We start from the raw sequence: 19,521 nt of genomic DNA, 5'->3' as shown, positions 1-19,521 counted from the left end.
GCAAACGGACCAGGGACGCTGCTTCTGATGACTCCCGTCACCCTCATGGCACTGGCTGACCAAAACAGCCAAGACTACTTGAGCCGCCTAATCGACTGCCTGCACAGTTGCGCCCACCTACACACAGAGCACCTGCAATTACAGGTACACATTCTCAGTGATCTGTACGACATCGCCGATGACAGCTTCGAAGCCCGCCAGATCCAGCACGTGCTCAAGCAACGTCAGCAGCAGCAAGCCCAGTACTACGCGCAACTGAAGCAGGCGAGCCAAGACGCAGCCGTATCGACCCAGACGCTGCGCGAACATCAAGCCAAGCTGGACCAGGATCTGCAACAGGCGCTGGGCGAATCCAGCCAGAGCCCCGCGATGCGTGAGTGCCAGCACGAACTGCAACAGGCTCAAGACGCACGCGAACCCTTGAAGCGCGACCACCTACTGCTCAGCCAGGAGTGCACGCAGAAGCTTGCGAGCTATGTCCGCCATCCGATGTATCGGTACCTGCGCCAGCAAGGCTTTGCCAGCACGACCTATCGACGCAACGCACTGAACCGGTTCCTGGACGAATGGCTCGCCAAGCACTGCAATTTCAGCCAGAACCTGCGCAATGAACAGCTGCTCAACGCCATGCAGCAACACAGCGCCGCACAACTGGCCGAGCATGACAAACACATAGGCGCGCTGGAGCAGCGCCTTGAGGATCTACGCAAGGCACTGACTCAACAGCCCGTCCAGGCCAAGCAAGTGCGACGCATCGAAACGCTGGTCAACCAGGTCATCGATCACTGGGCCCAAGTCGAGCCCCTTTATCTCGAAGCCCTCCGGTATGCGCGCTGCGAGGACGAGGACGGCCAGGATGCCCTGCGCTGGCTGAAGTACGAACTCAAGGCCGAGTCACTGGAGGCAGCACTTGCGCAATGGGCAGCCATCGGCTCGCCCCAGCCCGAGCGCTATCGCCGGGAATTGCTCGCGCTGCGCCAGCGACTGGACATCGCCACCGAGCAGATCAACGAGGCACTAGACGCCCTTCGACATGCCGAGGCACTGGAGTTCGCCTTGCGCGCCAGCATGAGCCCATTCGCTTGCACGTGCGGCGCCCAGTCCACGGCGCCCGTACGGTGTACCTGTCACCTGCTGTTGCCCACAGGCGAGCGCTATACGCCGCGCCCGGACTATGCGTCACTGATCGACAGCTACATGAATCGCGCGCTGCTGCTGGGTTCCCTGATCAATACGATCAAGGCCGCACGCCTGGCACCGGCCACGGCGCCGGAACACACCGTCAGCGACACCTTCTCCCCAGCCCCACAACTCATGCAAGGACACCCATGAGCCAATATCTGGAACGAGCCCTCAATGGCCTGCAACAACTCGGTATCAGCTTCGGCCAGCCCGCCGCTCAGCCCGCCCCGGTGTTAGTGCTGCTGGATAAAGTCGCGCATTACGACAACGACCGCGTCACGGCCATCGCCGCTGTATTGCAGCAAGCCACCCTGTTCAACCAGATCGTGCGCGAGCAGATCGAGGGGATGGACATCGCCAACCGCTACCTGGACATCACCGAAAGCTTCACCTCGATCCGCGAAGATGCCGCGAACATGGCCTCGTGGATGGACGATGGTCGCCTGGACACCCTCGAACGCCTGAAACTGGGTTGGATGAACATGGCCCGCGGCTCGATTCCCAGCCGTTTTGGCGACATTCGTAAGCACTACCTGGAGGTGAGCAAGGCCGCCAGCGACCAGATCGCACGGGAAAACCTCATCCTGGAAACCTACATGGATTTCCGCCTGGCGATGAAGACCGCCGAGGTCGAGGCCCAGCAGGTGCTGGCCATCGCCGCCCAGGCGCTCAAGGCGCGCACCCAGGCCCTGGATGCGGCCAGCGCCCAGGTGACCGCAGCCGAGCAGCAGGACCCCGCCCGGCGCGCGGCGCTGGAACTGGCTCGCGACGAAGCCGTGCGTGCGCTGCAAAACGAAGACAAGAGCTACCAGATCATCAAGGACATTGCCGATGACCTGAGGGTTGGCTACAACACCGCCGAAATGGTCTTCGCCCGCATCAGCCAGGTCCACGTGGTCAAGGAACGCCAGTACCAACGTATGGTTTCGTTCTTCTCCACCAACGAAGTGGTGCTGACCAGCCTGGCCGTTTCGTTCACCGCCAACCAGGGCATGAACGAGGCCACCCACACGCTCAATGCCACCACCGATGGCATCAGCAAGGGGCTCGAAGCCCTTGGCCAACTGGGTAACCAACAGCTGGACGCCGCACTCAAGGCCAGCTATGGCTCGACCGTCCGCGTCGATTCGGTACGCGCCCTGGCCCAGGCCACCCTGGACTTCCAGAATGACATGAAAGGCCTGACCGACACCTACCGTGCAGAGTCCACCAAAGCTGCACAGGAAATCGCCACCGCCGTGGAAGACGCCAAGCGCGCCTTCTCCGCCCTGCTGACCAAAGCCGCGCAATGAGCAACGGCACATTCAGCGAACAGATGGGGGCCATGGCCCTGGTCGACGAGCTACGCCTTCAGCAACGCCAGATGCAGGAACATCTGGACCTGCCGCGGCGCCGCGAGGAAGTCGCCGAACGCATCCGTGGCTACTATCAACGCCAGGGCATCGCCTGCGATGACGCGCTGATCGAACAAGGCGTGCGCGAGTTCTTCGCCCGCCGCCTGGTGTTCGAGGCGCCCGCGCTGAGCTGGCCGCGCCGATTGCTGGCCGGACTTCTCCTGCGCCGCGCGCTGACAGCGTGGTTGCTGGTAGGCGTCGCCCTGCTCGGCGGCACGCTGCTGGCGACCAAGCAGCACCAATCTCCGGCACCCTCCCAACCGAGCAAATCCAGCGTTGCCAGCGCCGGCAACGGCCTGGCCGTGCCCGCACCACAGTGGTCGTCAAAAGCAGAACAGGCCGCCTACCAGGCACGCCTGGAGCAATACACGCAGCTGGTGGCCCGTATCGACGCCATGCCGCTGTCGAGCGACATGCGCGCCAGGCTGATGCCGTACGCCCTGTCAACCGGCCCGCTGGTAGCCAACCATCAACCGGCCGCATCCAGCCAAGCGCTTCGCGAATTGCAGTTGTTCACAGACTTCGTCGAGTCGAAACTGCAACTGGTGATTCCCGACGGCACGGGCGAGGTGTCCGGTTACGAACGCTGCCTGATGGGCGACACGTGCCAGCGAGGCAGTAAAGACGGCAAGGCATGGTTCCTGGTCTTCCAAGGGCACGACCCTCAGGGGCGGGTGGTGACAATGCCGGTGTTAGGCAGCAACGGCTTAACCACCTTCACCGACACCGTGGGCGTCCAGGTCAGCCGTGCGCAATACCTCAGGTCGCGCAAAAGCAAGAGAGCCACTGGCCACATCGACAAGCCGATCTTCGGCAAGAAGGACGCCTACAGCCTTGACCGAGGTTTCGACGCTCGCATTATTCCCGGTGGCAGATACGACAACCCATCCGAAGACCCACAGTACATCACCGCCCGCTTCTGACCGGACCGACCGCAGGCACGCCTGCGGCGCCTCTATTGAGGACCGCTCCCCGGGCAGCGCTCACACATCGTCTTCATGGCAGGCAAAAAAAGGGGCGCCAATTCGGCGCCCCGCAAGCGTTGTAGCACACAACAGAATCAGGTTCAGTCCAGCAGTGCCATCGCCTCGGCGCTGCAGGCCTCGATCCGTGCCCAGTCGCCGTTCTTGATCCAGCTGCTGTCGAGCATCCAGGTCCCGCCCACGCACATCACGTTGGGCTGGGCCATGTAGTTGCGCACGTTGGCCGGGTTGACGCCACCGGTGGGGCAGAAGCGGATGTCGCCGAACGGGCCGGCGAAGGCCTTGATCGCCGCCACGCCGCCGCTGATTTCAGCGGGGAACAGCTTGAAGCGACGGTAGCCCAGGGCATAGCCCATCATGATTTCCGACGGTGTGCTAATACCGGGCAACAGCGGGATATCGCTTTCGACGCCGGCCTGGAGGATGTCCTGGGTCACCCCTGGGGTGACCACGAACTGCGCGCCGGCGGCCTCGACCGCGGCGAACATGGTGCGGTCCAGCACGGTCCCGGCACCGACGCACAGCTCCGGGCGCTGCTCGCGCAGCACACGAATGGCCTTGAGGCCATGCTCGGAACGCAGGGTCACCTCCAGGGTACGGATGCCGCCGGCGGCCAGGGCGTCGGCCAGGGGCAGGATGTCTTGCTCACGGGCGATGGTGATCACCGGCAGAATGCGCGCCTTGCCGCAGATCGCGTCGATCCGGGCGGCTTTCTCGGCCATCGAGAGCAGAGGCTGTTGGCGTTCGAGCGTGGTCATGAGAGTGGATCCTTGGCTCATGGGCACCAGTAGATGTCCAGGGGGTCGTGAAGAAAGGCGCGAATCGGCATTTCGGTTGGTTCAGCGGCCGCTAATGCGGCGCGCAGGGTAGCGAGTTTGCCCAGGCCTTGCACGGACAGCGCGGTGAAACCGGCGCTGGCCAACAGGGCTCGGGTCATGCTCAGGCGCTGGCGCGGCACACTCGGTGCCAGCATCGGCAGGCAGCGGTGCGTGCTTCGCAGGTCCAGGCTTTCAGGCAGGTTGGGGCTGGCCGGGAACAACGAGGCCGTGTGACCGTCATCGCCCATGCCCAGCACCAGCACATCGATTGGGGGCAACGCAGCCAGGGCCTGGTCGGCCAGAACAGCGGCGGCATCGAGACTCTCGGCACAGTGATACAAGCCCACGAAGCGAGCCTTGGCGGCCGGGCCCTTGAACAGGTGACGTACCAGCAATCCGGCATTGCTGTCGGCATGCTCGACCGGTACCCAGCGCTCGTCGGCCAGGCTGACCGTGACCTTCGACCAGTCCAGCGCTTCGCCTGCGAGCTTCTCCAGGAAGGGTACCGGGCTGCGGCCACCCGACAGGACCAGGCACGCCTGCCCCTTATCGACAATGGCCTGGCGCAGGCGCTCGGCCACATCATGGGCCAATGTCGCCGCCAAGGCCTTGCCATCAGCCAGCGAATGCATCGTTACGCTCGCCGGCAGTTGCAGTTCAGATATCGCCATACCACGCCCTCCCATCACGTGTGATCAGTGCGATGGAGCTCATCGGCCCCCAGGACCCCGCCGCATAAGGCTTGGGTGCGTCGCCAGCGTTCTTCCAGCCGGCAATCAGCTGATCGCACCACGTCCAGGCATATTCGATTTCATCTTTGCGCACGAACAGGTTCTGGTTGCCGCGCATCACTTCCAACAACAGACGCTCATAGGCATCCGGGATGCGCGCGCTGCGCCAGGTGTCGGAGAAATTCAGTTGCAAGGGCCCGCTACGCAGTTGCATGCCTTTGTCCAGGCCTTGCTCCTTGGTCATGACCCGCAAAGAAATGCCTTCGTCCGGCTGCAGGCGGATGATCAGCTTGTTACCGATCTGCAAACGCTGCTCGGGGGCGAAGATGTAGTGCGGCGTTTCCTTGAAGTGGATGACGATCTGCGACAGCTTTTGCGGCATACGCTTGCCGGTACGCAGGTAGAACGGCACGCCGGACCAGCGCCAGTTGCGGATGTCGGCACGCAGGGCGACGAAGGTCTCGGTGTCGCTCTGAGCATTGGCGTTGTCTTCTTCCAGGTAGCCCGGCACCGGTGCACCATCGCTGTAGCCGGCAATGTACTGGCCGCGCACCACCCGGGTGCTCAGGGCTTCGCCGGTGATTGGCGCCAGGGCTTTGAGCACCTTCACCTTTTCGTTGCGGATGCTGTCGGCGGACAAATCGCTGGGCGGGTCCATGGCAATCAGGCACAGCAGCTGCAACAGGTGGTTCTGGATCATGTCGCGCAGCTGGCCGGCCTTGTCGAAATAGCCCCAGCGCCCTTCGATCCCCACCTTTTCAGCCACGGTGATTTCCACGTGGGAGATAGAGTTCTGGTTCCACTGGGTTTCGAACAGGCTGTTGGCAAAACGCAGTGCGATGAGGTTCTGCACCGTCTCCTTGCCCAGGTAGTGATCGATACGATAGACCCGACTTTCCGGGAAGAACCGCGCCACGGCATCGTTGACCCGACGGGACGACTCCAAGTCGTGACCGATGGGCTTTTCCAGCACGACCCGAGTACGGGCGGCCAGGCCGGCTTTGTCCAGGTTCTCGCAGATCGCGCCGTACACCGAGGCGGGCGTGGCGAAATAGGCGATCAAAGGCAGGTCTGCGGCCACCTGTTCGGCCAGCGCCTGGTAGCCATCGGCCTGGAGGAAGTCCAGGCGCACGTAGCTCAGGCGGGCGAGGAAACGCCCCAGCGCACCGGGCTCGATGTCCGCCTCCGGCACGAAGCGGCGCAGGTGCGCCTCGATGGTCGCTAGGTGCTGCTCGCCATCGCCGGCTTCACGGGCCAGGGCCAGCAGGCGCGAATCGGCGTGCAGCAAGCCGGCGCGGTCGAGCTGATAAAGCGCGGGAAACAGCTTGCGCAGTGCCAGGTCGCCAAGGGCGCCAAACAGGGCAAAGGTGCAAGGTTCTACACTGATCGCAGCCATGATGTTGGTTCTTTCCTAAAGTTGGCCTAGGAATATCGTTTTCAACCGCGGTTTTCAAGGGGTAATGTAGTAAAAACCACAACATCACCCTACAACTGTGACAGACAAGTGGTGCGGCAACCTCGCCGACAGTACGATAGACACCGTGCAAAAAGCCCGCTGTTCCATCAGCCGGCTGTCTTCCCGACCCAAGGACACACCATGGACCGCGTGAGAAACCTCCTGGAGCAGATCCAGGGACGCCTCGACGAGCTGAACAAGGCCGAACGCAAAGTCGCCGAAGTCATCCTGCTCAACCCGCAACAAGCCACCCGCTTCAGCATCGCCGCGCTTGCCCAGGCCGCCAAGGTCAGCGAACCGACGGTCAACCGTTTCTGCCGCTCCTTCGGTGTCAGTGGCTACCCCGAACTCAAGCTCCAGCTGGCCCAGAGCCTGGCCAGCGGCGCCGCTTATGTCAGCCGCGCGGTGGAGGCCGACGATGACCCGGCCGCCTACACCCAGAAGATCTTCGGCAGCGCCATCGCATCGCTCGACAGCGCCTGCCAGGCGCTCGACCCGCAACAGGTCAGCCGCGCCGTGGACATGATGATCCAGGCTCGGCAAATCCACTTCTTCGGCCTGGGCGCCTCGGCCCCCGTGGCCCTCGACGCCCAGCACAAGTTCTTCCGCTTCAACCTGGCGGTGTCGGCCCATGCCGACGTGCTCATGCAACGCATGCTGGCCTCGGTCGCGCATACCGGCGATTTGTTCGTGATCATCTCCTACACCGGTCGCACCCGCGAACTGGTGGAGGTGGCCCGCGTGGCGCGTGAAAACGGCGCCTCCGTCCTTGGCCTGACCGCCGCCGGCTCGCCCCTGGCCAAGGCCTGCAGCCTGAGCCTGCACATCCCATTGCCGGAGGACACCGACATCTACATGCCAATGACCTCGCGGATCATCCAACTCACCGTGCTCGATGTGCTGGCCACCGGCATGACCCTGCGCCGCGGCGTGGACTTCCAACCGCACCTGCGCAAGATCAAGGAAAGCCTCAACGCCAGCCGTTACCCGATCGAGGACGACGAGCTCAACTGAGCCGGTGTGCCTGCAGGCTCAGGTGAGCCTGCTGCCCCGGCGCCAGGCTCAAGCCCTCGCCGCTGCCGCTGGCGATCTCGACGCAGACAAACCGCTGACACTCGCGGCCGCTGACACCCACCAGCGGGCGCTTGCCCGGGTGCCAGACCACTGTGTCGTCGGAATCCCCACTGTCGATGCACAGTTCACGCTCCCACGCAGGGTCCTGCAGCTGCACCCGGGGCGTACCCGGATAAACCTTCTGGCAACCGCCCTTGACCTTGAGCGCACCGTCCTCGCGGCACGCCTGGCGGTTGAGGCGGTCATAGCCTTCGATGTCCTCAAGCCCAGACAGCGCTATCTCAGACACGTCACTGATACGCCAATAAGCCAGCAGCGCATGACTCAACTGGCAAGGTTCGCTGTCCTGGTGCTCGGTGGTCAGGCTCAGTTCCATGCCGCTGCCCAAGCGCGCGTGCAAGTCCACTTGCCAGTCGCACAGCTGCAGGCGCCAGGTAAGGGTCACGCCCTCCTCGTCCTCCTGGCTCTCGACCAGCTTCCAGTCGAGCAGGCGCGCCCAACCATGGGACGGCCACAAATCTTCGCTGGGATGACGTCCATACCATGGCCAGCAAACCGGCACGCCACCTCGGATCGCCCCGGCCAGCGGCCACTGCTCGGCACACCATAGCCACGGACGTTCGCCGGCAGGCTGAAAATGCACCAGCTGCGCGCCCTGGCGACTGAATACGGCCTGGCAACGGGGGTGATCGATAATCAACACATCGCGCTGCTGGTAACGCTCCCACTCGAACGTCGGCCTGGGCCTCTGCGCGCCAAAGAAGCGATGTAGCGGATGTTCGGGCATGGTTCCAAGCTCTTGTTGTTTGAGATAGCGCTGTCTCGGCGCAGGCTTCATTTCCACCGAGATCCAGTGGAAATGAAGTGGCCGGGAAATGGATGGCGTAAATTTACAACAATTTTTCTCAGAATGACGACTGAATCTTCAATCCTGCGACCAGCGCATTGTCGACCTCATCCACTCCCCCAGGGCTCTTGATGTACTGCAGGTTCGGCCGCACGGTCAGCCAGTTGGTGACGTGAAAGCCATAGTAGAGCTCGGCGTTGTATTCGGTGCGCTGCAGCGGCACGAAGCCCGGATTGTCGTAATCGTCGATACCACTGCTGGCATTGAGCTGCTCGGCGCGCTTCTTGACGTCATCATTGACATGGATCCGCGCGATGCCAAAGCCAATGTCGTCCTTGGGCCGGGCATCGAAGGGGCCTTTGTAGACCATGCCTATCTGCTGGTAGTTGTCGACGACGTTGGTAGCCTTGTCGTGCACGGTGAAATTGGCGAACAGGCTCAGGCCCCGGTTGACATCACCCTGGTGCGCCGTCACCTGCTGCTGGGCCACGACCCACCAGCCGTGCTTGCTGGAGTGGGATTTGAAGTCATTGCCGGTGATGCCCTGGGGCTGGCCGTTGACGTCCTCATAGACATCGTCAGCCTTGGCGGTGCTGTAGTAGTAGCCCAGGCGGTATTCACCCGGCAGGCCGTTGACCTTGGGCGACCAGACCATCTCCACCGGCAGGATCGCGCCCTTGGTGCCGCTGCCGCTGAGTTTGAAGCCGTTGCCGGTCTCAAGGTTCGACGGATTTTGCTCGAAGGCCCCCACCTGCACGAAGAACTCCGGGTTGATGTTGTACTTGACCCGCAGCGCCCACTGGCTGACCGGCCAGTTGTACCAGATACCGCCCACCCAGTTGCCCACCTGGGAGCCGCAGAAGGCCAAGTTCTGGAAGTCGCAGGGGAAGCTGTTGAAGTCCTCGCCCTCACCGAAGCGCCCGAATTTCACATCCAGGGCCCCATCGAAGTACTTCTGCTTGATCCACATCTGCGTCAGCCGCCAGGTCTGGCCACGGCCCCAGACTTCCTGGACCGAGCTGAACTGCCCAGCGCGCGGGTCACTGATGCGGTCGTTGGACAGGTTGCGACCACTTCGTTCGGTGATTGCCAGCTTGAATTCGGCGTCGTGCCAGCCAAGGATCTTCTGAAGATCCAGGTGCGCGCCCAGGGCGAACTGGTCGCTGTAACGGACAGTCTTGTCGTCGTTGTAGCCGCCGTGCAGGTTGCCGGCCACCTCGCCGACATAATCGAGGGTGAAGTCGTAGCCTTTTTCCAATAGCTCGGTTCGGGTGCCGCCCCAGTCCCCGGTCATCCATTTCGAATCCGCCGAGAAGGCCTCGGCCGCGTGTGCCCCACCACTGCCGACAAAGGTCAGCACCGCCAGCGAGCCCAGCGTCCTGATGCGTTTGCGATGGTCCATCCCTTGTTCCTCACTTTTCTTGTTATTGATGGTTTAGACGACTCAGCGCCCTTTGAAACGCGCCACATTGCCCCCAGCGACCGGCGCAGGGGCAACCTGCCCCAGGCGCTCCCCGCTGGCAGCATCGAACAGCAGCACCCGCGAAGGATCGAACTGCAGCTGCAAGCTGTCTCCCACACGGCAGGCGACATCCGGCGCCAGCCGGCAGCAAACCTTGACCTGGTTGAGGGAGACGAACACCAGCAGGTCCGGCCCGGTGGGCTCAGTCACCTGCACCTCGGCGCGGATGCCATGCATGCCCTCGCCCGCGCCCACGCCGATCTGCTCGGGGCGAATGCCTAGCACCACTTCGCACCCTTCGAGTTCGTCCGACAGATGCCCGACGGGCAACTCGCAACGGGCCTGCCCGCTGTCGAGCAACGCCACCAGACGCCCTTGTTGTTTCGTCAGGCGCGCCGGGATGAAGTTCATTGGCGGTGAGCCGATGAAGCTGGCGACGAACTGGTTGGCCGGGTCGTTGTAGATCTGCTGCGGGGTGCCGAACTGCTGGATGACGCCGTCCTTCATTACCGCCACCTTGTCACCCAGGGTCATGGCCTCGATCTGGTCATGGGTGACGTACACGGTGGTGGTTTTCAGACGCTGGTGCATCAGCTTGATTTCGGTGCGCATCTCAACCCGCAGCTTGGCGTCGAGGTTCGACAACGGCTCGTCGAACAGGTAGATCTTCGGCCGCCGCGCCAGGGCCCGGCCCATGGCCACCCGCTGCTGCTGGCCGCCGGAAAGCTGGCCTGGCTTGCGCGTGAGCAGGTGTTCGATCTGCAGCAGCTTGGCCACCCGCGCCACCTCGTCGTCGATCGCCGCCTGAGGCATTTTGCGGATCTTCAGCCCGAAGGCGATGTTGTCGCGCACGTTCATGGTCGGGTACAGCGCATAGGACTGGAACACCATGGCGATGTCCCGATCCTTGGGGCTCATGCCGCTGATGTCGGTGCCGTCGACGAGGATTTCGCCGCCACTGATGTCCTCCAGCCCGGCGATGCAGTTCATCAAGGTCGACTTTCCACACCCTGATGGGCCGACCAGAATCAGGAACTCACCGGACTCGATACCCAGGTCAATGGCCTTGAGGGTATCGGGCAGGCCGCTGCCGTAGCGCTTGTTGACGTTGCGAAGTTCGAGCCGTGCCATGTGTCACCCCTTGACCGCGCCGGCGGTCAGGCCGCGCAGGAAATATTTGCCGGCCAGCACATAGACCAGCAGGGTCGGAAGCCCCGCGATCATTGCCGCCGCCATGTCGACGTTGTATTCCTTGACCCCGGTGCTGGTGTTGACCAGGTTGTTCAGGGCCACGGTGATGGGCTGGGCGTCGCCGCTGGCGAACACCACACCAAAGAGAAAGTCGTTCCAGATCTGAGTGAACTGCCAGATCAGGCAGACCATGATGATCGGCACCGACATCGGCAGCAGGATCCGCCCGAAGATCGTGAAGAACCCCGCGCCATCCAGCCGCGCCGCACGTACCAGGGCCTCGGGCACGCTGCAGTAGTAATTACGAAAGAACAGCGTGGTGAAGGCCAGCCCGTACACGATATGCACCAGCACCAGTCCTGTGGTGGTGCTGGCAAGGCCAAGCTTGCCGAGGGTGAACGAGGCCGGCAGCAAGACGGTCTGAAACGGCAGGAAGCAACCGAACAACAGCAGGCCGAAGAACAGCTGCGAACCCCGGAAGCGCCACATCGATAGTACATAGCCGTTCAAGGCGCCCATCAAGGTGGATATCAGCACGGCTGGCACGGTGATCTTCACCGAGTTCCAGAAGTAGCCTCCGACCGTGTCCCAGGCCTTGATCCAGCCGATCCCAGTGATCACTTCCGGCCAGCTCAGCAGGTTGCCTGCGCGGATGTCTTCCGGCGATTTGAAGCTGGTCAGCAGCATCACCACCAGCGGTATCAGGTACAGCGCACAGGCAGCCAGCAAAGTGGCATGGATGGCCAGGCGGCTGGGGGAGAACCAACGTGGACTAGTCATGGCGCTTGGTCCTCAGTTCCGAATACAGGTAGGGCACCAGGATCGCCAGAATGGCGCCGAGCATGAGGATCGCACTGGCCGAGCCCATGCCCATCTGCCCACGGCTGAAGGTGAAGTTGTACATGAACATCGCCGGCAGGTCGGAGGCGTAGCCCGGGCCGCCAGCAGTCATTGCGGCCACCAGGTCGAAGCTCTTGATGGCGATGTGCGCCAGGATCATCAAGGCACTGAAGAACACCGGCCGCAGGCTCGGCAGCACGATGCGCAAATAGATCCTCGGCAGGCTCGCGCCATCGACCTGGGCAGCCCGAATGATCGACGGGTCGACCCCACGCAGGCCGGCCAGGAACAGCGCCATGACAAAGCCTGAGGCCTGCCACACCGCAGCGATCACCAGGCAATAGACCACCCGGTCCGGGTCCACCAGCCAGTCGAAGCGAAAGCCCTCCCAGCCCCAGTCCCGCAGCAGTTTGTCCAGGCCAAGACCTGGGTTGAGCAGCCACTTCCAGGCGGTACCGGTGACGATCATCGACAGCGCCATCGGGTACAGGTAGACCGTGCGGATGACGCCTTCGCGGCGGATGCGCTGATCGAGCAACACCGCCAACAGCACCCCCACGACCAGGCTGATGGCGATGAACAAGCCACCGAATACCAGCAGGTTCTTGCTAGCGACCCACCAGCGGTCGTTGGCCAGCAGTTTGGCGTACTGGCTCAGCCCGGCCCATTTGTAGCTGGGCATGAAGCTGGAGTTGGTGAAGGAGAGCACGAAGGTCCAGAGGATGTAGCCGTAAAAGCCCACCAGGACAATCAGCATGCTAGGCGCCAGCACCAGTTTCGGGAGCCAGCGTTGCAGGGCGTCCAGGGGGGAGGCCCGCAGGGTTGCGGTTGCTGTGTTCATGTGAAGTACCGAAGAACATGCATCTAGCGCGAGTCCTGTGGAAGCGGGTTTATCCGCCTCCACAGGGGCCAGTAAGGTCAGAGAGACCGCCAGCGGTGCTACTGCGCGGCCTTGATCGCCGCGCCCAGCTGCTTGGCCGCCTTGGCAGGGTCTGCCTTGGGGTCGTTGAGGAAGTTGGTGACCACATCGAAGATGGCCCCCTGCACCGCCAGCGATGAGGCCATGTTGTGCGCCATGCTAGGTTGCAGCCCCTGGCCTTTCTCGGCCTCCTGGAAGTCCTTTTGCGACTGCTGGGTGCAGGCATCGAACGGCGTCATGTCCATGCCTTGGCGCACTGGCAGCGAGCCCTTGGCTTGGTTGAAGGCGGTCTGGAAGGCCGGCTCCAGCGCGACCTTGGCCAGGTCGTTCTGGGCCTCGATATCGTGCTCGTTCTTGAGTTTGAACATCGCCAGGGAGTCGATGTTGTAGGTGAAGCTACCCTGAGTGCCGGGGAATGGCACGCACTGGTAGTCCTTGCCGGCCACCTTGTGGGCGGCGGTCCATTCGCTCTTGGCCCAGTCACCCATGATCTGCATGCCGGCCTTGCCGTTGATGACGTCGGCGGCAGCGATGTTCCAGTCTCGGCCGGCGCGGTTGGCGTCCATATAGGTGCCAAGGCGCTGCAAGGTCTTGAAGGTCTGCACCATCTTGTCGCCGGTGAGCGTCTGTTCGTCCAGCTCGACGAACGCCTTGTGGTAGCCCTCAGGCCCCAGGATGCTCAGCACCAGGCTTTCGAACACCGTGCTGTCCTGCCAAGGCTGGCCGCCATGGGCCAGTGGCTGGAAGCCTGCGGCCTTGAGCTTGTCGGCGGCGACGAACAGTTCATCGAGCGTATGCGGCACCTTGGCGCCTGCCTTCTCGAACACCACCGGATTCACCCACAGCCAGTTGACCCGGTGGATGTTCACCGGCACGGCTACATAGTGATCATCGTACTTCCAGATAGGGGTCAGCTTGGCCGGTAGCAGTGCGTCCCATTGGTTGGCCTTGGCCACCTCGTCGAGCTCGGCGAGCAGGCCCAAGGCACCCCACTCCTGGATATCCGGGCCCTTGATCTGGGCGGCGGCGGGTGGGTTGCCGGCCACGGCGCGGCTCTTGAGCACGGTCATGGCCGCAGCACCGCCGCCACCGGCCACGGCGTTGTCCTTCCAGGTGAAACCGTCTTTTTCGACCTGCTGCTTGAGGGTGTTGACGGCGGCGGCCTCACCGCCGGAGGTCCACCAATGCAGGACTTCGACAGAGCCCTTTGCATCAGCAGCAAGGGCGGTCAGCGGCATGAATGAGGCGAGGGAAACGACAGCGGCTAGGCGAGTGATCGCATTCATCGTGGAGAACCTTTCTTGTTGTTATGCGAGGCAAGTCGTGGTGCTTGCGCTTGCCTTGGAGTCTAAACAGCCGTCGAAGGCCGCCAGGTAACGAAGGGATGCGCGAATGTCACAAAGCGGTGACATTCGCCGCTCAATCGGTGCTACGCGGCAGGCTTAGAGTGACCCGCAGGCCACCCTGACGCAGGTTCAGCAGGCTGACCTCTCCGCCATGGCTATGGGCGATGTTGCGCGCGATGCCCAGCCCCAGGCCGTAGCCCTGCTGCTGACCGGCCAGGCGAAAATGCGGTTCGAAGACCTGCTCAAGGCGCTGTTCGGGAACTCCAGGCCCCTGATCATCCACCTGCAGGACAAACCCCGTGGCGCTGTCGAGAATGCGCAGATGGGCCCGTTCGCCATACTTGATGGCGTTGTCGATCAGGTTACCAATGCACCGACGCAGGGCCAGGGGCTTGCCCGCGTAGGGCGCCAGGGCACAGCCTTCGAGGGTGATGCGGCCGTCGCCCAAGTAGGGCTCGGCGAGTATCTCCAGCACCTGGTTGAGGTCCACCGGCTCGATGTTCTCGTGGATGTCGGTGTCCTTCACACACTGCAATGCCCCTTTGACCAGCAGTTCGAGCTCGTCCAGATCACGACTGAACTTGGCCTGTAGCTGTTCGTCCTCGAGCAGTTCGACCCGCAGGCGCAAACGCGTGATAGGCGTGCGCAGGTCATGGGAAACGGCGCTGAACAGCTGCGCGCGCTCAGTCAGGTAGCGACTGATGCGCTCGCGCATGCTGTTGAAGGCCCGCCCCACTTCTGCCACTTCGCTGCCCCCACCTTCAGTGACTGGCGCGACATCGGCGCCCAGGGACATCTCCCGCGCCGCCCGTGCCAGACGCTTGAGCGGGCGGCTCTGCCAATGCACGAGCAGACCGATGAACAGCAACAGCAAAGCGGTGGTCAACGCGATGAAGCCGATCTGCTGACGCGGCAAGCGCTCGGTTTCCAGGCTCGTGTAGGGCTCAGGCAACAGCGAGGCGATGTACAGCCACTCGTCTTTGTCCAGGCGGATCTGGGTGACCAGCACCGGCGGGTTGAGCGGCTCCAGGGTCAGTGAGTAATGCGCCCAGGAGCGCGGCAGCTCGTCGAGCTTCAGGCCACTATTGAAAATACGCAGCTCCTGGGGGCTGACGAATTCCACGGAGATTTCCATCTGCGGCCCCAGCCGCTCGTGCAGTACCGACTGGAACACGTCGATCACCGCCTGCTTGCGTGGCGTGATCGGCAGCACCGGCATATCCAGCGGCTTGTCGTTGAGCGAGACGAAGAACCGCGTGCCCCCCATGCTGCGCAACTGGTCCAGCACCATCGGCCGATAGGCGACTGGCAATGAGCGGAAGTAGCTGACACTGGCGCTCATCGAATGGGCCAGGCTACGGGCACTGGCCTGCAGGCCCTGGAGCTGGCTGGCACGCAGTTGGGAGACCCAGATCACGCTCGACAACCCTTGGGCCAGCAGCACCACCAACAACGTCAACGACAACATGCGCCCGAGCAGCGAGCGCGGCAGCAAGCGCCAACGCCGCTCAGCAGGCAGGGCAGACATGGGCCGCCAGGAGGTAGCCACTGCCGCGCACGGTGCGGATCAGCCGTGGCGGTTTATCCGTGTCACGTAGCCGCTGGCGCAGGCGGCTGACCGCCATGTCGACGATGCGGTCCAGCGGCATCGGCTCACGGCCTCGGGTGGCATTGCCGATGGTGTCGCGGTCGAGGATCTGCTGCGGATGGTCGAGAAACAGCTTGAGCAAGGCGAAGTCGGCGCCGGAGAGAATCACTTCTTCGCCATCGCGATGGAACAGGCGATGACTGATGGTATCCAGGCGCCAATCGTCGAAGGCCAGCACCGCCTGACTGGGTGCCGCCTGACCGAACTCGGCGCGGCGCAGCAACGCCTTGATCCGCGCCTGCAACTCGCGCGGGCTGAAGGGTTTGCCCAGGTAATCGTCGGCACCCAGCTCCAGGCCGATCACCCGATCGGTTTCATCGGAGCTGGCAGTCAGCATGATGATCGGCACCCGCGCCAGACGCGGGTGCTGACGCACCCAACGACACAGGCTGAAGCCATCCTCGTCGGGCAGCATCACATCGAGAATCACCAGATCGCAGGGCTCGGCCTCCAGCGCCTGGCGAAAGCCTTTGCCATCGGCCTCGGCATGCACCTGAAAACCTGACCGGCTCAGGTACGCCTGCAACAATTCGCGAATGTCCTGGTCGTCGTCGACCATCAGGATCGATTTGCCAGCAGTGGTCACTGAACCTTCCTCTGGTAGTGATAACGGATGGGCATCAAGGGCCTGGCGATCAATGACCCAATGCCTGCTGCAACGCCACACCGGCCCCCAGCAACCCGGAAAACTCCGCAGTCACCAGCCACACCGGCACCCCTTCGAAATAGCCGCTCATGCAGCCCTTGTCGGCAAAGCTCGCGGCAAAGCCACTGTGTAGAAACAGTTCGGCAAAACGCGGAATCACGCCGCCGACAATGTAAACCCCGCCCCGTGCTCCCAAGGTCAGTACATTGTTACCGGCCACGCGCCCGAGGAAACGGCAGAACTGCTCGATCACCGCCAATGCCCGCGGCTCGCCGCCCAGCGCGGCATCGGTGATATGCGCAGGCGTCTTGTGCCTGGGGATGTCGCCATCGAGCGCGCACATGGCTTGGTACAGACGCACCAGCCCGCCGCCACTCAATACCGTCTCGGCGCTGACATGGCCAATCTGCCGATGGATCTGCTGATGGATCGCCGCTTCGCGTTCGTTGCCCACCGGCAGATCGACATGACCTCCCTCACCCGGCAAGGCCAGCCAATGCTGGTTGTCCAGGCGCAACAGGCTGCCCACGCCCAGGCCGGTACCTGGGCCGATGACCAGAGCCGGGCGTGCAGGGTCGGCTGCGCCCGGACACACCTGGCGATACTCGCCCGGCTGAAGGCGCGTCATGCCCAGTGCCATGGCACTGAAGTCGTTGATCAACAGCAGGTGCTCGACCTGCAAAGCCTGGCAGAAGGCACGGCGGCTCAGACGCCAGTGGTTGTTGGTAAAGCGAAATGCGTCGCCGCTCACAGGCCCGGCGACTGCCAGGCATACGGCCGCCAGCCCGCCGCGGGCAATGCCTTGCCCGGCCAGATAAGCCTCGATGGCCTGCTCGGGGCTGGTGTAGTCGGCAGTGGCCAGAACCTGCACCGCCTGCAACTGGTTGTCGTGCCACAAGGCAAAGCGGGCATTGGTGCCGCCGATATCGCCAACCAGCAGCGCAGTCATTTGAGCTGCTCCAGGGCCGAGGTGAAGGCGCTGGCGCCTTGCTCGGCCGGGCTGAACGCCACCCGCATGAAGCCGAACAGCTCGCGCCCCATTCCCAAGTCGTTGCCCTGGGGTGGTGCCGGCAGGTCACGGGTGGCCAGCTCCTCGGCCGACACCATCAGCTGCAGCGTGCCTTCGACGCCATCGACCCGCACGATATCGCCATCGCGCACCCGCGCCAGCGGGCCACCGTCGTAAGCCTCGGGGCACACATGGATGGCCGCCGGGATCTTGCCCGAAGCGCCGGACATCCGCCCGTCGGTGACCAGCGCCACTTTGTAGCCACGGTCCTGCAACACCCCTAGGAAAGGGGTCAGCTTGTGCAACTCAGGCATGCCGTTGCAGCGCGGCCCCTGGAAGCGCACCACCGCGACGAAGTCGCGCTCCAGCTCGCCGGCCTTGAACGCATCGGCCAGGGACTGCTGGTCATGGAATACCCGGGCCGGCGCCTCTACGACCTGGTGCTCAGGTGCCACGGCCGAGACTTTCATCACACCTCGCCCGAGGTTGCCGTTCATCACCCGCAGGCCACCTTCGGCGGAGAACGGTCGCGCCACTGGGCGCAGGATGCTCTCGTCCAGGCTCTGGCGCGGCCCTTCACGCCAGACCAGCTTGCCCCCCTCGAGGAAGGGCTCCTGGGTGTAGCGGCGCAGGCCGTGGCCGGCCACGGTGTTGACGTCCTCATGCAACAGCCCGGCGTCGAGCAGTTCGCGGATGAGAAACGCCATGCCGCCCGCCGCCTGGAAGTGGTTGATGTCGGCCTTGCCGTTGGGATAGACGTGGGACAAGGTCGGTACCACCTCGGAGAGGTCCGCCATGTCCTGCCAGGTCAACTGGATGCCGGCAGCCTGGGCGATGGCCGGGATGTGCAGGGTGTGGTTGGTGGAACCGCCGGTGGCGTGCAGGGCGACGATCGAGTTGACCAGTGCCTTCTCATCGACGATCTCGCCCAAGGGCATGAAGCTGCCGCTGGCCTTGGTCATGCGTGTGACCTGTTGCGCCGCCTCGGCGGTCAGGGCGTCACGCAGCGGTGTATAGGGATTGACGAACGATGCGCCGGGCAAGTGCAGGCCCATGACCTCCATCACCAGCTGGTTGGTGTTGGCCGTGCCATAGAAAGTGCAGGTGCCGGGGCTGTGATAGGACTTCATCTCCGATTCCAGCAGCTCTTCGCGGCTGGCCTTGCCTTCGGCGTAGCGCTGGCGTACGTCGGCCTTTTCCTTGTTGGAGATCCCCGAAGGCATTGGCCCGCCTGGGACGAAGATGGTCGGCAGATGACCAAAGCGCAGGGCGCCCATCATCAGGCCGGGCACGATCTTGTCGCAGATGCCGAGCATCAATGCGGCATCGAACATGTTGTGGGACAAGGCGATGGCGGTGGACATGGCGATCACTTCACGGCTGGCAATGGCCAACTCCATGCCCGGTTCGCCTTGGGTGACGCCATCGCACATGGCGGGCACGCCACCGGCGAACTGGCCGACCGAGCCGATCTCGCGCAGAGCCTGTTTGATCTGTTCCGGGAAGTGCTGGTACGGCTGGTGCGCCGACAGCATGTCGTTGTAGGCCGAGACGATGGCCACGTTGGCGGCGTTCATCATCCGCAGGCTGTGTTTGTCCTCGGCACCGCAGCCGGCCACGCCGTGGGCGAAGTTGGCACATTGCAGGCGGGCGCGCATGGGACCGTCGCTGGCCGCGCCGCGAATCAGCTCCAGGTAGCGTTCACGGGTGGCACGGCTGCGTTCGACCAACCGTGCGGTGACCTCAAGGATGCGCGGATGCATGTACTGGACTCCAGGCTGACTGACTGTAAGGGTGGCGTCGATGGGCATTTCCCCTTCAAACGATTGCGGCCTAGGCTCAAGGTAAGGGGGCCTGACGCGATTTGGGGGTGGTCTGCCCGACCACTCGTTGTAGGTTTAACAAAATACTGCCATCAAAAAGGCTTGTTTTCTATCAAGCAGTGAATAATCTTGTAATTCCAATAACAAAACCG

General features: G+C 63.2%; 17 protein-coding genes. 4 read left to right on the top strand and 13 right to left on the bottom strand.

Annotated elements, in window-relative coordinates:
• The first annotated feature begins 27 nt into the window (after nt 1-27).
• Genes AB1N67_RS05030 through AB1N67_RS05020 form a run of 3 tightly spaced genes read left to right on the top strand, consistent with a single transcriptional unit; the run spans nt 28 to nt 3,499 of the window.
• The gene (locus tag AB1N67_RS05030; protein WP_367863579.1) at nt 28-1,332 is read left to right on the top strand and encodes a hypothetical protein; all 1,305 of its coding nucleotides are present in this window, start codon (nt 28-30) and stop codon (nt 1,330-1,332) included.
• Nucleotides 1,329-2,474, top strand: a complete 1,146-nt coding sequence (locus tag AB1N67_RS05025) for a merozoite surface protein 3b (RefSeq protein WP_070574749.1) — start codon at nt 1,329-1,331, stop codon at nt 2,472-2,474. The genes AB1N67_RS05030 and AB1N67_RS05025 overlap by 4 nt, the downstream gene beginning before the upstream one ends.
• Entirely contained in the window at nt 2,471-3,499 is a 1,029-nt protein-coding gene (locus AB1N67_RS05020) for a DUF6384 family protein (RefSeq protein WP_367863578.1), read from the top strand. Before AB1N67_RS05025 ends, AB1N67_RS05020 begins: the two co-directional genes overlap by 4 nt.
• Nucleotides 3,500-3,642: 143 nt before the next feature.
• Here the strand turns inward: AB1N67_RS05020 and AB1N67_RS05015 are convergent, their stop codons facing one another.
• From AB1N67_RS05015 to zwf, 3 genes are read right to left on the bottom strand one after another with little or no spacing between them, the layout of a single operon-like run.
• On the bottom strand, nt 3,643-4,317 hold the full coding sequence (locus tag AB1N67_RS05015) for a bifunctional 4-hydroxy-2-oxoglutarate aldolase/2-dehydro-3-deoxy-phosphogluconate aldolase (RefSeq protein WP_196167670.1): 675 nt from the start codon (nt 4,315-4,317) through the stop codon (nt 3,643-3,645).
• Nucleotides 4,318-4,334: 17 nt separating this feature from the next.
• Nucleotides 4,335-5,048 (bottom strand): 6-phosphogluconolactonase, encoded by a 714-nt coding sequence (pgl, locus tag AB1N67_RS05010; RefSeq protein ID WP_367863577.1) that lies wholly within the window; start codon nt 5,046-5,048, stop codon nt 4,335-4,337.
• Nucleotides 5,035-6,504: a glucose-6-phosphate dehydrogenase gene (zwf, locus tag AB1N67_RS05005; RefSeq protein WP_043210640.1), complete on the bottom strand. Its 1,470-nt coding sequence runs from the start codon at nt 6,502-6,504 to the stop codon at nt 5,035-5,037. Before zwf ends, pgl begins: the two co-directional genes overlap by 14 nt.
• A gap of 210 nt (nt 6,505-6,714) precedes the next feature.
• Between zwf and hexR the strand changes: the two genes are divergently transcribed.
• A complete protein-coding gene (gene hexR / locus AB1N67_RS05000; protein WP_178113806.1) occupies nt 6,715-7,578 on the top strand; it encodes a DNA-binding transcriptional regulator HexR in 864 nt (287 codons plus the stop codon).
• On the opposite strand, the gene AB1N67_RS04995 is transcribed toward hexR, so the two are convergent.
• From AB1N67_RS04995 to edd, 10 genes are all read right to left on the bottom strand, one after another.
• Nucleotides 7,571-8,425, bottom strand: coding sequence for a D-hexose-6-phosphate mutarotase (locus tag AB1N67_RS04995; RefSeq protein ID WP_043210647.1), 855 nt, complete (start codon nt 8,423-8,425; stop codon nt 7,571-7,573). The genes hexR and AB1N67_RS04995 overlap by 8 nt on opposite strands.
• Nucleotides 8,426-8,543: 118 nt before the next feature.
• Complete coding sequence (locus tag AB1N67_RS04990) at nt 8,544-9,887, bottom strand: carbohydrate porin (protein WP_367863576.1); 1,344 nt, start codon at nt 9,885-9,887, stop codon at nt 8,544-8,546.
• 42 nt (nt 9,888-9,929) lie between these two features.
• Nucleotides 9,930-11,078, bottom strand: coding sequence for an ABC transporter ATP-binding protein (locus AB1N67_RS04985; protein ID WP_090346675.1), 1,149 nt, complete (start codon nt 11,076-11,078; stop codon nt 9,930-9,932).
• A 3-nt stretch (nt 11,079-11,081) separates the two neighbouring features.
• Complete coding sequence (locus AB1N67_RS04980) at nt 11,082-11,918, bottom strand: carbohydrate ABC transporter permease (RefSeq protein ID WP_043210652.1); 837 nt, start codon at nt 11,916-11,918, stop codon at nt 11,082-11,084.
• Nucleotides 11,911-12,819 (bottom strand): carbohydrate ABC transporter permease, encoded by a 909-nt coding sequence (locus tag AB1N67_RS04975; RefSeq protein ID WP_043210655.1) that lies wholly within the window; start codon nt 12,817-12,819, stop codon nt 11,911-11,913. Before AB1N67_RS04975 ends, AB1N67_RS04980 begins: the two co-directional genes overlap by 8 nt.
• 98 nt (nt 12,820-12,917) lie before the next feature.
• Entirely contained in the window at nt 12,918-14,183 is a 1,266-nt protein-coding gene (locus AB1N67_RS04970; RefSeq protein ID WP_090346672.1) for an ABC transporter substrate-binding protein, read from the bottom strand.
• Between the two features lie 133 nt (nt 14,184-14,316).
• On the bottom strand, nt 14,317-15,771 hold the full coding sequence (locus AB1N67_RS04965; RefSeq protein WP_090346669.1) for an ATP-binding protein: 1,455 nt from the start codon (nt 15,769-15,771) through the stop codon (nt 14,317-14,319).
• Entirely contained in the window at nt 15,752-16,477 is a 726-nt protein-coding gene (gltR, locus tag AB1N67_RS04960) for a two-component system response regulator GltR (RefSeq protein WP_090346667.1), read from the bottom strand. Before gltR ends, AB1N67_RS04965 begins: the two co-directional genes overlap by 20 nt.
• A gap of 49 nt (nt 16,478-16,526) precedes the next feature.
• On the bottom strand, nt 16,527-17,486 hold the full coding sequence (locus tag AB1N67_RS04955) for a glucokinase (protein ID WP_250034512.1): 960 nt from the start codon (nt 17,484-17,486) through the stop codon (nt 16,527-16,529).
• Entirely contained in the window at nt 17,483-19,309 is a 1,827-nt protein-coding gene (gene edd / locus AB1N67_RS04950) for a phosphogluconate dehydratase (protein WP_043210667.1), read from the bottom strand. The genes AB1N67_RS04955 and edd overlap by 4 nt, the downstream gene beginning before the upstream one ends.
• Nucleotides 19,310-19,521: the final 212 nt, after the last annotated feature.

Origin of the sequence: Pseudomonas guariconensis (assembly GCF_040822035.1) — a bacterium.
Classification (GTDB): Bacteria; Pseudomonadota; Gammaproteobacteria; order Pseudomonadales; family Pseudomonadaceae; genus Aquipseudomonas; species Aquipseudomonas guariconensis.
Note: the sequence above shows the minus strand (reverse complement) of the source record. Positions and strands in the feature narration are given on the sequence as shown.

What these genes read in the sequence shown, in the direction of transcription:
- AB1N67_RS05030 (WP_367863579.1), top strand. Translation starts at nt 28, where the DNA reads ATGACTCCCGTCACCCTCATGGCACTGGCTGACCAAAACAGCCAAGAC.
- AB1N67_RS05025 (WP_070574749.1), top strand. Translation starts at nt 1,329, where the DNA reads ATGAGCCAATATCTGGAACGAGCCCTCAATGGCCTGCAACAACTCGGT.
- AB1N67_RS05020 (WP_367863578.1), top strand. Translation starts at nt 2,471, where the DNA reads ATGAGCAACGGCACATTCAGCGAACAGATGGGGGCCATGGCCCTGGTC.
- AB1N67_RS05015 (WP_196167670.1), bottom strand. Translation starts at nt 4,317, where the DNA reads ATGACCACGCTCGAACGCCAACAGCCTCTGCTCTCGATGGCCGAGAAA.
- pgl (WP_367863577.1), bottom strand. Translation starts at nt 5,048, where the DNA reads ATGGCGATATCTGAACTGCAACTGCCGGCGAGCGTAACGATGCATTCG.
- zwf (WP_043210640.1), bottom strand. Translation starts at nt 6,504, where the DNA reads ATGGCTGCGATCAGTGTAGAACCTTGCACCTTTGCCCTGTTTGGCGCC.
- AB1N67_RS04995 (WP_043210647.1), bottom strand. Translation starts at nt 8,425, where the DNA reads ATGCCCGAACATCCGCTACATCGCTTCTTTGGCGCGCAGAGGCCCAGG.
- AB1N67_RS04990 (WP_367863576.1), bottom strand. Translation starts at nt 9,887, where the DNA reads ATGGACCATCGCAAACGCATCAGGACGCTGGGCTCGCTGGCGGTGCTG.
- AB1N67_RS04985 (WP_090346675.1), bottom strand. Translation starts at nt 11,078, where the DNA reads ATGGCACGGCTCGAACTTCGCAACGTCAACAAGCGCTACGGCAGCGGC.
- AB1N67_RS04980 (WP_043210652.1), bottom strand. Translation starts at nt 11,918, where the DNA reads ATGACTAGTCCACGTTGGTTCTCCCCCAGCCGCCTGGCCATCCATGCC.
- AB1N67_RS04975 (WP_043210655.1), bottom strand. Translation starts at nt 12,819, where the DNA reads ATGAACACAGCAACCGCAACCCTGCGGGCCTCCCCCCTGGACGCCCTG.
- AB1N67_RS04970 (WP_090346672.1), bottom strand. Translation starts at nt 14,183, where the DNA reads ATGAATGCGATCACTCGCCTAGCCGCTGTCGTTTCCCTCGCCTCATTC.
- AB1N67_RS04965 (WP_090346669.1), bottom strand. Translation starts at nt 15,771, where the DNA reads ATGTCTGCCCTGCCTGCTGAGCGGCGTTGGCGCTTGCTGCCGCGCTCG.
- AB1N67_RS04955 (WP_250034512.1), bottom strand. Translation starts at nt 17,486, where the DNA reads ATGACTGCGCTGCTGGTTGGCGATATCGGCGGCACCAATGCCCGCTTT.
- edd (WP_043210667.1), bottom strand. Translation starts at nt 19,309, where the DNA reads ATGCATCCGCGCATCCTTGAGGTCACCGCACGGTTGGTCGAACGCAGC.